Source organism: Pseudonocardia oceanicola (assembly GCF_047200735.1).
Taxonomy (GTDB): Bacteria; Actinomycetota; Actinomycetes; order Mycobacteriales; family Pseudonocardiaceae; genus Pseudonocardia.
In genome coordinates, this window is the sequence record NZ_JBJZON010000111.1 from 1 (window position 1) to 306 (window position 306).

Genomic DNA, 306 nt, shown 5'->3' on the forward strand with positions numbered 1-306 from the left:
GACGTTGAGCGGTGGGCCGGAGCACGTGCTGGTCGTCGGGGCGGGACTCGGCGGCATCCGGACCGTGGAGCAGCTGCGGCAGGCCGGCTACGAGGGCCGGATCAGCCTGGTCGGTGCCGAGGTGCATCCCCCGTACGACCGCCCGCCGCTGTCCAAGCAGCTCCTCGCCGGGGACTGGGAGGCCGAGCGGCTGGCGCTGAAGGAGGAGGCCGCGCTCGAGGACCTCGGCGTGCGCATGTACCTGGGGCTGCGGGCCGTCGCGCTGCGGTCCGGTGAGGTCGAGCTGGCCGACGGCGCGGTGCTCAC

1 protein-coding gene is annotated in these 306 nt (G+C 74.8%); it reads left to right on the plus strand.

Translation table 11 applies throughout. From position 1 onward, the window contains the following. Positions 1 to 4: 4 nt before the first annotated feature. On the plus strand, positions 5 to 306 hold a 302-nt coding region (locus tag ACL02T_RS35040), incomplete at its 3' end, for an FAD-dependent oxidoreductase (protein WP_412835112.1).